The organism is Vibrio sp. 10N.222.51.C5 (assembly GCF_041474575.1).
GTDB classification, from domain to species: Bacteria; Pseudomonadota; Gammaproteobacteria; order Enterobacterales; family Vibrionaceae; genus Vibrio; species Vibrio crassostreae_C.
The window spans coordinates 1-965 of record NZ_JBFRUJ010000092.1; the positions used below are offsets into that span (position 1 = coordinate 1).

The 965-nt window shown below is 47.2% G+C and carries 1 protein-coding gene; it reads left to right on the plus strand.

Features of this window, described 5'->3' with window-relative positions; genetic code table 11:
• A partial coding sequence (gene tuf, locus AB4558_RS21565) for an elongation factor Tu (RefSeq protein ID WP_055320245.1) occupies positions 1–965 on the plus strand: 965 nt, incomplete at both ends.

Sequence of the window (965 nt, forward strand, 5' to 3'; positions counted from 1 at the left end):
ACTCCAGCACGTCACTACGCACACGTAGACTGTCCAGGACACGCGGATTATGTTAAAAACATGATCACTGGTGCTGCACAAATGGACGGCGGTATCCTAGTTGTTGCTGCGACTGACGGCCCTATGCCTCAAACTCGTGAGCACATCCTACTTGGTCGTCAAGTTGGTATCCCTTACATCATCGTATTCATGAACAAATGTGACATGGTAGATGACGAAGAGCTACTTGAGCTAGTTGAGATGGAAGTTCGTGAACTTCTTTCTGAATACGACTTCCCAGGTGATGACCTACCAGTTATCCAAGGTTCTGCACTTGGCGCACTAAACGGCGAGAAGCAGTGGGAAGACAAGATCGTTGAGCTTGCAGAAGCACTAGATTCTTACATTCCTGAGCCAGAGCGTGCAGTTGACCAACCGTTCCTACTACCAATTGAAGATGTATTCTCAATTCAAGGTCGTGGTACTGTTGTAACTGGTCGTATCGAGCGCGGTATCCTACGTGTAGGTGACGAAGTAGAAATCGTTGGTATCAAAGAGACTACTCTTACTACTTGTACTGGTGTTGAAATGTTCCGTAAACTGCTTGACGAAGGTCGTGCAGGTGAGAACGTTGGTGCACTTCTACGTGGTACTAAGCGTGATGACGTTGAACGTGGTCAAGTACTTTCTGCGAAAGGTTCTATCAACCCACACACTAAGTTTGAGTCTGAAGTATACGTACTTTCTAAAGACGAAGGCGGCCGTCACACTCCTTTCTTCAAAGGTTACCGTCCACAGTTCTACTTCCGTACAACTGACGTAACAGGCGACATCACTCTACCAGAAGGCGTAGAAATGGTAATGCCAGGTGACAACGTTCAAATGACTGTTGAGCTAATCGCTCCAATCGCAATGGACGAAGGTCTACGTTTCGCAATCCGCGAAGGTGGCCGTACAGTTGGTGCTGGTGTTGTAGCTAAAATCTT